Below are 8,149 nucleotides of genomic sequence, written 5' to 3'. Positions count from 1 at the left end.
GCTGTGGGCGAAGCTGGAGGACCGCAACCCCACCGGCTCGATCAAGGACCGCCCCGCGCTCCGCATGATCACCCAGGCCGAGGAGGACGGGCGGCTCACGCCCGGCACCACGATCCTCGAGCCGACCTCCGGCAACACCGGCATCTCGCTGGCGATGGCGGCCAAGCTCAAGGGCTACGAGCTGGTGTGCGTCATGCCCGAGAACACCTCGGCGGAGCGCCGCCAGCTGCTGGAGATGTACGGCGCGAGGATCATCTTCTCGCCGGCGGCGGGCGGCTCGAACCAGGCGGTGGCCACCGCCAAGGAGATCGCCGCGGAGCACCCGGACTGGGTGATGCTCTACCAGTACGGCAACCCGGCCAACGCGCTCGCGCACTACGAGGGCACCGGCCCGGAGATTCTGCGGGACATGCCGACGATCACGCACTTCGTCGCGGGCCTCGGCACCACGGGAACCCTCGTGGGGACCGGCCGCTACCTGCGCGAGCACAAGCCGGACTGTCAGATCATCGCTGCCGAGCCGCGCTACGGCGAGCTGGTGTACGGCCTGCGCAACATCTCCGAGGGCTTCGTCCCCGAGCTCTACGACCCCGACGTGCTGACCGGGCGCTACTCGGTCGGCGCGTACGACGCGCTGCGCCGCACCCGCCAGCTCGTCGAGCAGGAGGGCATCTTCGCCGGCATCTCCACCGGCGGGATCCTGCACGCCGCGCTGGCCCAGGCCGAGAAGGCCGCGGGCAGCGACGACGAGGCCGACATCGTCATGGTCGTGTGCGACGGCGGGTGGAAGTACCTGTCCACCGGGGCGTACTCCGGCACCCTCGAGGAGGCCGCGGAGGGGCTCGAGGGCCAGCTCTGGGCCTGACCGGTTCCTCACGCTCTCCCGGCATCCGCGGCGGTACTCTCGCTGGTGTGAGCACTCCCGGATCGGTGGCCCCGGCGAAGCCGCGGGTGTTCCCGGCGAACCCGCTGCGCGCGGCCATCGGGATGTTCTTCTTCCTCGCCGTGCTGTGGCTGATCGAGGCGGCCGACCAGTTCGTGTTCGGCGGCGCGCTCGACCAGGACGGCATCGAGCCGCGTCAGGTGGACGGGCTCGCCGGCATCATCTGGGCACCGCTGCTGCATGCGGGCTGGGCGCACCTGATCGCCAACTCGCTGCCCTTCTTCATCCTCGGCTTTCTCGTGCTCGCGGGCGGGTTCGGCCAGTTCCTCGCGGTCACGGCGCTGATCTGGCTGCTCGGTGGCTTCCTCACGTGGCTGACGGGCGGCTTCGGCGTCACGATCGGCGCGTCCGGAGTCATCTTCGGGTGGCTGGCGTTCCTGCTGTTCCACGGCTTCTTCGCCCGCTCCGGACGCCAGATCGCGCTCGCCGTCGTCCTGCTGCTGCTTTACGGCGGAGTGCTGTGGGGAATCCTGCCGGGCACGCCCGGCGTCTCCTGGCAGGCCCACCTGTTCGGGGCCCTCTCGGGCGTCCTCGCCGCTCGCCTGGTCGCCTCGGCCGACCGCCGGACCGCGCGCCGCAGCCCTCCCACCGGCCCGGTGTCGCCCTCTCCTATCGGACCGTAGGGTGCCCGCGTGGAATTGATCGTCCTGGGGTGCTCGGGCAGCGGAGCCGGACCCACCTCACCGGCGTCGGGCTACCTCGTGAGGACCCGGGAGACGACGCTCGTCATGGACCTGGGGAACGGCACGTTCGGGCCCCTCCAGCGCCACATGGACCCGTTCGACCTCGACGCGCTCGTCCTCTCCCATCTGCACCCGGACCACTGCGCCGACGTCTCCGGGTTCGTCGTGCACCGCCGCTACCACCCGGACGGCCCGGGCAAGGTCCTGCCGCTGCACGGGCCCAGCGAGTCGGAGGTCCGCCTCGCGGTGGCGTACGCCCCGTCGTCCGACGAGCGCGTGGCCACCGACCTCACCGACGTCTTCGATTACCACGTCTTCGCCGACGGCCCGGCCCGCATCGGGGACATCGCGCTGTCGAGCGAGCCGGTCGACCATCCCTGCGAGGCCTACGGGGTGCGCCTCGAGCACCAGGGCCGCACGCTCGTCTACTCCGGAGACACCGGGCCGTGCCGCGGCCTCGTCGAGCTCGCGAGCCGGGCGGACGTCCTGCTGTGCGAGGCGACCTGGACCGACTCCCCGGACCGCCCGCCGGGGGTGCACCTCTCCGGCACCCAGGCGGGCCGGGCGGCCCGCGAGGCCGGGGTGAAACGGCTGCTCATCACCCACGTCCCGGCCTGGTACGACGGCGAGGACCTGCTCACCGAGGCGCGCGAGCAGTTCGACGGGCCGGCCGAGCTGGTACGCCCGGACGCGCACTACACCATCTGACCGGGCCCGAACGGGGTCCGCGCCGCCCCGCCCCGCCGGCGGGTTCTCTAGGGTGGTCGCCCGTGGCACGCAGTGACGGCAGGTCCGACGACGAGCTCCGCCCCATCGAGATCCGCCGCGGGTTCCAACAGCATCCCGCGGGTTCGGTCCTCGTCTCCTTCGGCAGCACCCGGGTGCTGTGCGCCGCGAGCGTCACGGAGGGCGTCCCGCGCTGGCGCCGGGACTCCGGCCTCGGGTGGCTGACCGCCGAATACGCGATGCTGCCCTCGGCCACCCACACCCGCAGCGACCGCGAGTCGGTGAAGGGTCGCGTCGGTGGCCGCACCCACGAGATCAGCAGGCTCGTCGGGCGCTCGCTGCGCGCGGCGATCGACCTCAAGGCGCTCGGCGAGAACACCATCCAGCTCGACTGCGACGTCCTCCAGGCCGACGGCGGCACCCGCACGGCGGCCATCACCGGCGCGTACGTGGCCCTCGCCGACGCCGTCACCTGGCTCAAGGCGCACAAGCGCCTCGCCGACCCGCAGCCGTTGTCCTGCTCCATCGCCGCGGTGTCGGTCGGCGTCGTCGACGGCCGCGTGCGGCTCGACCTGCCGTACTCCGAGGACAGTCGCGCCGAGGTCGACATGAACGTGGTCGCCACCGACGCGGGCACGCTCGTCGAGGTCCAGGGCACCGGCGAGGGCGCGACGTACACGCGGGCGACGCTGGACGCCATGCTCGACTCCTCGCTGGCCGGCATCGCGCGGCTCACCGAGATCCAGGCCGCCGCGCTCGCCGAGCCGTACCCGGGCGAGCTGCCGTGAGCAGCGCTGAGGTCCGTGATCCGGCGACCACGCGGGACGTCCTGCTCGCGACCCGCAACGACGCCAAGCTGGCCGAACTGCGCCGCGTCGTGGCCGGGCTGGGCGTCGAGGGCGTGCGCATCGTCGGGCTCGACGAGGTCGAGGCCTTCGACGAGGCGCCGGAGACCGGCGCGACGTTCGCGGAGAACTCCCTCGCCAAGGCCCGCGACGCCACCGCCGCGACCGGCATGCTCGCCGTCGCCGACGACTCCGGGCTGGCGGTCGATGCCCTCAACGGGATGCCGGGGGTGCTCTCGGCGCGGTGGTCGGGGGGTGCCGGTGACCGGCGGGAGAAGGACGCCCGGAATCTGGCGCTCGTCCTGGACCAGCTCTCGGACGTGCCCGAGGAGCGGCGCGGGGCGGCGTTCGTGTGCGCCGCGGCCGCCGCGCACCCCGACGGGCGCGAGATCGTGGTCACCGAGCAGTGGCCCGGCCGCCTGATCCGCTCGCCCCGGGGCCTCAACGGATTCGGGTACGACCCGGCGTTCGTCCCCGAGGGCGAGACCAGGACCTCGGCGGAGATGTCGTCGGCCGAGAAGGACGCCGTCTCCCACCGCACCCGGGCCTTCCGCGCGCTCGCCCCGCGGCTGCGGACCCTGCTCGCGGACTGAGACCCGTGGCCGACCAGTACTTCGCCGAGCAGCCGACCACGCCGTCGTCACCGACCCCGGCGCGGCTCGACGTGCGGGGGCTGTCGCTGGAGGTCACCACCGACTCCGGGGTCTTCGCGCGCGGGCGCCTCGACAAGGGCACGCGGGTCCTGCTGGAGCACGCGCCCGAGCCGTCGGCCGGTGGGGACCTGCTCGACCTCGGCTGCGGTTGGGGACCGATCTCGCTGTGGCTCGCGACGATCCGGCCGACCTCGACGGTCTGGGCGGTCGATGTGAACTCCCGGGCGCTCGACCTGGTGCGCGCGAACGCCGAGGCGGCGGGCCTGGGCAACGTGCACGCGTGCCGCCCGGACGAGGTGCCCGAGGACGTCGTCTTCGCCGGGATGTGGTCGAACCCGCCGATCCGCTCCGGCAAGGCAGCGCTGCACGACCTGCTCGTCGAGTGGCTGCCGCGGGTGGGCGGACCGTCCTACCTCGTCGTGTCGAAGAACCTCGGGTCGGACTCGCTGGCGCGATGGTTGGGCGATCAGGGGTACTCGGTGTCGAGAGTGTCGTCGAACGCGGGCTTCCGGGTGATGGAGGTCCGCGCCGGAGGGGTGTGAGGTCGTGCTCGCCGTCGAGCGTTCCGGGACCGGGCCTGCCGTGCTGTGCCTGCACGGCTGGCCGGGCGGCACGTCGGACTATCGGCTCCTGACCCCGCTGCTCGCCGGCGAGGCGGAGGTCGTCGTCCCGCACCTGCCGGGCTTCGGGGAGTCGTTCGCACCGGGCGACGAGCTGCGCCCGCCGTCGGACTTCTCGCGCGAGGCGATGGTGACGGCACTGATCGAGCTGGTGGATTCGCTGTCGCTGGAGCCCGCTGTCGTCGTGGGATACGACGTCGGGGTGACCACGGCGATCGCGCTGACCCGCAGGGCTCCCGAGCGGGTCCGGGCGCTCGTCGTCGGGAACGCGCTCGCGCCGTCGACGTTCGTGTCCGCCGCTCTGGACCCGCATCGGCGGGCCGAGTTCTGGTACCAGGACTTCCACCAGCTCGAGCTGTGCTCACGGTTGGTCGACGGCAACCCGGGAGCCGTGCGGGCGTATCTCGAGCACTTCTGGTCGCACTGGGGTGCGCGACCGGCCGCGGCGGTGGACGAAGCCCTGGTGGAGGCCTACTCGAGGCCGGGCGCGTTCACGACGTCACTGAACTGGTACCGGTCCGGCTCGTCGACCCTCTACGGAGCGCTCGCGATCGCGGAGGGCGGCCCGCTGCCGGAACCGGTGGACGTCCCGGCGAGCGTGGTGTGGGGAGCCCTGGACCCGCTGTTCCCGCCGGACTTCGCACCGAACGTGACCGAGTTGCTCCCGCGGGCCAGCGTGCAGGTGCTCGACGACGTCGGCCACTTCACCCCGCTCGAGGCGGCGGCGGAGATGGCCGACGAGGTGCGCGGCTATCTGTAACCCGGCCCCGAGTGGACGCTCACGGTCGTCATGGCAGCCGTGAAGGTCCGCTCGGTGCGCCGGACACTAGGGTGGTGAACCCGAGCCGGTGTACTCCAAATGGCAGAGAGAGCGGCTTTAGGTGCCGCCCAGTGCGGGTTCGAATCCCGTCGCCGGCACTCAGAGCTTCAGATCGCGCAGCAACCGGCCCACATGACCGGTGGCCTTCACGCCGTACTGCGCGTCCTCGACCTTGCCCTCGGCGTCGACCAGGAACGTCGAGCGGATGACGCCCATCGAGGTGCGGCCGTACATCGTCTTCTCGCCCCAGGCGCCGTAGGCCTGCATCGTGGCCTTCTCCGGGTCCGAGAGCAGCGGGAACGTCAGTCCCTCGTCGGCGCGGAACTTGGCGAGCTTCGCCGGCTTGTCAGGGGAGATGCCCACCACCGAGATGCCGGCGTCGTTGAAGGTGGCCAGGTTCTCGGTGAAGTCGCAGGCCTCCTTCGTGCACCCCGGCGTGCTGGCGGCGGGATAGAAGTAGACGATGACGCGGCCGCCGCGGTAGTCCGCGAGCGACACCGTCTCGTCGGTGTCGGAGGTCAGTGAGAACTCCGGGGCAGCGTCACCCGGGGTCAGACGGTTATCGGAGGCCACGGGCGGGCAGGATACCGCTCGCATGTGATCGCGGACCGTGCGGCGAGTCGTCGCGGGTGCGCACGGCCGTCGCGTGACGTTGCGGCCACGATGGGCGGCAGCAGGCAACGGGCTGCGTCGAGAATCAGACCGGCAGCCGGGAACGGCGCAGTCGGACCGGACAGGACGAGGGAGGCTCCGTGGCACGCGACCCGGACACCATCGAGCGGGAGATCGAACAGGCGCGCGAGGCTCTGGCCGGAGCGCTGGACGAGCTCTCGGATCGCGCGAACCCGCAGCGGCTCAGCGAGCAGGGCAAGGAGATGGCGGCCGAGAAGTGGGCCGACCCGAAGATCAAGTACGGCGTGATCGCCGCAGGTGCGGTGATCGGGCTCCTGCTGCTGCGCAAGCTGCTCAAGTAGGCCACGATCGGCCGAACCGACGGCTGTGGGCGGGTGCCCCGAGGTGATAGGAACCTCGGAGCGCCCGCCCTTGTCGTTCCCGGAGCTCTCGGAGGTTCCCCGCTGTGACGTCGTCGTCGCCCCTGACTCCCGCCGCGCAGCGGTTCCGCGCCGCGCGCGACCTCCTGGTCGAGCGCCAGACCGACTACGACGCCGCGCGTCGCGATTTCGCCTGGCCCGAGCTGGACGAGTTCAACTGGGCGCTCGAGCACTTCGACGCGATCGGGGCGGACCCGGCGTCCGCCGACCGGCCGGCACTGTGGATCGTCGAGCAGGACGGCAGCGAGGGGAAGTTCTCCTTCGCGGAGATGACCCGGCGGTCCAACCGCGTGGCGAACTGGCTGCGCTCGCACGGCGTCACGCGGGGCGACCGGATCATCCTCATGCTCGCCAACCAGGTCGAGCTGTGGGACACGATCCTCGCCACGATGAAGCTCGGCGCGGTGCTCATCCCCTCGACGCCGATGCTCGGTGCGGCCGACCTGCGCGACCGCATCGACCGGGGCGCCGCCAAGCACGTCGTCGTCCGGGACGCCGACGTCGACAAGTTCGACGACGTGCCCGGTGACTACACCCGGGTCGCCGTCGGGCCCTCGACGCCGGACGGCTGGCTGGACTTCGCCGACGCCGACTCGTCGTCGGAGACCTTCGAGCCCGACGGCCCGACGAAGGCGTCGGACACGCTGCTCCTCTACTTCACCTCGGGCACCACGGCGAAGCCCAAGCTGGTGCAGCACACGCACGTGTCCTACCCCGTCGGGCACCTCTCGACGATGTACTGGATCGGCCTGGAGCCCGGCGACGTCCACTGCAACATCTCCTCGCCGGGCTGGGCGAAGCACGCGTGGTCGAACGTCTTCGCGCCGTGGTGCGCCGAGGCGACGATCTTCATCTACAACTACAGCCGCTTCGACGCCGACGCGATGCTGAAGACCCTGGTGGACAAGGGCGTCACGACGTTCTGCGCGCCGCCGACGGTCTGGCGCATGCTCATCCAGGCCGACCTGGGCCGCTGGACCGTGCCGATGCGCGAACTCGTCGGCGCGGGTGAGCCGCTGAACCCCGAGGTCATCGAGCAGGTCCGCGACGCGTGGGGTCTGACGATCCGCGACGGGTTCGGGCAGACCGAGTCCTCCCTGCAGATCGCGAACACCCCGGGGTCGCTGGTGAAGGACGGCTCGATGGGCCGGCCGCTGCCGGGGTTCGAGATCGCGCTGGTGGACCCGGTGAGCGGGGAGGTCGGCGAGGAGGGCGAGATCTGCGTCGACCTGTCCCGTCGGCCGATCGGGTTGATGGTCGGGTACGCCGACGACGACGAGCGCAACGCCGAGGTCATGCGCGGCGGGTACTACCACACCGGTGACGTCGGCTCCCGTGACGCGGACGGCTACATCACCTATGTCGGCCGGTCCGACGACGTCTTCAAGGCCAGCGACTACCGCATCTCGCCGTTCGAGCTGGAGAGTGTGCTGCTCGAGCACGAGGCCGTGGCCGAGGCCGCCGTCGTGCCGTCGCCGGACCCGCTGCGCCTGGCCGTACCCAAGGCCTACGTGGTGCTGGCCCGCGGGTGGGAGCCCGACGAGAAGGCCGCGCGGGCGATCCTGGAGTACGCCCGCGAGCACCTCCCGGCCTACAAGCGGGTGCGCCGCCTGGAGTTCGCGGAGCTGCCCAAGACGATCTCGGGGAAGATCCGCCGGGTCGAGCTGCGGGGCCGGGAGACCGAGCTGCGTCCCTCCGGAACGGAGGTTCCCGAGGGCGAGTGGTCCGACGAGTCGCTGGGTCTGCGGTCGTCGTGAGCGGGTTCTCGTTCCCGGTCGTACCCCGGTACGCCGAGATCGACCAGCAG

The 8,149-nt window shown here is 71.8% G+C and carries 10 protein-coding genes and 1 tRNA gene; 10 read left to right on the top strand and 1 reads right to left on the bottom strand.

Features of this window, described 5'->3' with window-relative positions:
* The 8 genes from VGI02_RS12910 to VGI02_RS12875 all read left to right on the top strand — a co-directional run.
* Positions 1 to 865, top strand: an 865-nt coding sequence (locus VGI02_RS12910; protein WP_331627787.1) for a PLP-dependent cysteine synthase family protein, incomplete at its 5' end; no start/stop codon positions are given.
* 47 nt (positions 866 to 912) lie between these two features.
* Positions 913 to 1,566 (top strand): rhomboid family intramembrane serine protease, encoded by a 654-nt coding sequence (locus VGI02_RS12905; protein WP_331627786.1) that lies wholly within the window; start codon positions 913 to 915, stop codon positions 1,564 to 1,566.
* A gap of 9 nt (positions 1,567 to 1,575) precedes the next feature.
* On the top strand, positions 1,576 to 2,334 hold the full coding sequence (locus VGI02_RS12900; RefSeq protein WP_331627785.1) for an MBL fold metallo-hydrolase: 759 nt from the start codon (positions 1,576 to 1,578) through the stop codon (positions 2,332 to 2,334).
* 62 nt (positions 2,335 to 2,396) lie between these two features.
* Complete coding sequence (gene rph / locus VGI02_RS12895; RefSeq protein WP_230734461.1) at positions 2,397 to 3,140, top strand: ribonuclease PH; 744 nt, start codon at positions 2,397 to 2,399, stop codon at positions 3,138 to 3,140.
* Positions 3,137 to 3,790, top strand: coding sequence for an RdgB/HAM1 family non-canonical purine NTP pyrophosphatase (rdgB, locus tag VGI02_RS12890; RefSeq protein WP_331627784.1), 654 nt, complete (start codon positions 3,137 to 3,139; stop codon positions 3,788 to 3,790). Before rph ends, rdgB begins: the two co-directional genes overlap by 4 nt.
* A 5-nt stretch (positions 3,791 to 3,795) precedes the next feature.
* A complete protein-coding gene (locus VGI02_RS12885) occupies positions 3,796 to 4,392 on the top strand; it encodes a class I SAM-dependent methyltransferase (protein WP_331627783.1) in 597 nt (198 codons plus the stop codon).
* A gap of 4 nt (positions 4,393 to 4,396) precedes the next feature.
* Positions 4,397 to 5,230 (top strand): alpha/beta fold hydrolase, encoded by an 834-nt coding sequence (locus VGI02_RS12880; protein WP_331627782.1) that lies wholly within the window; start codon positions 4,397 to 4,399, stop codon positions 5,228 to 5,230.
* Positions 5,231 to 5,314: 84 nt separating this feature from the next.
* Positions 5,315 to 5,388: transfer RNA gene (locus VGI02_RS12875), tRNA-Leu, on the top strand.
* A gap of 1 nt (position 5,389) precedes the next feature.
* On the opposite strand, the gene bcp is transcribed toward VGI02_RS12875, so the two are convergent.
* Positions 5,390 to 5,863: a thioredoxin-dependent thiol peroxidase gene (gene bcp, locus VGI02_RS12870; protein ID WP_331627781.1), complete on the bottom strand. Its 474-nt coding sequence runs from the start codon at positions 5,861 to 5,863 to the stop codon at positions 5,390 to 5,392.
* Positions 5,864 to 6,042: 179 nt separating this feature from the next.
* On the opposite strand from bcp, the gene VGI02_RS12865 reads away from it, so the two are divergent.
* Both VGI02_RS12865 and VGI02_RS12860 read left to right on the top strand, forming a co-directional pair.
* A complete protein-coding gene (locus VGI02_RS12865) occupies positions 6,043 to 6,264 on the top strand; it encodes a DUF3618 domain-containing protein (protein WP_331627780.1) in 222 nt (73 codons plus the stop codon).
* 104 nt (positions 6,265 to 6,368) lie between these two features.
* Positions 6,369 to 8,099: an AMP-binding protein gene (locus tag VGI02_RS12860; protein WP_331627779.1), complete on the top strand. Its 1,731-nt coding sequence runs from the start codon at positions 6,369 to 6,371 to the stop codon at positions 8,097 to 8,099.
* The last annotated feature ends 50 nt before the right edge of the window (positions 8,100 to 8,149 follow it).

This window comes from Actinomycetospora sp. (genome assembly GCF_036497245.1).
In the GTDB taxonomy this organism is placed as follows: Bacteria; Actinomycetota; Actinomycetes; order Mycobacteriales; family Pseudonocardiaceae; genus Actinomycetospora.
The sequence above is the reverse complement of the archived record's forward strand: the minus strand, read 5'-3'. Positions and strand labels throughout refer to the sequence as shown.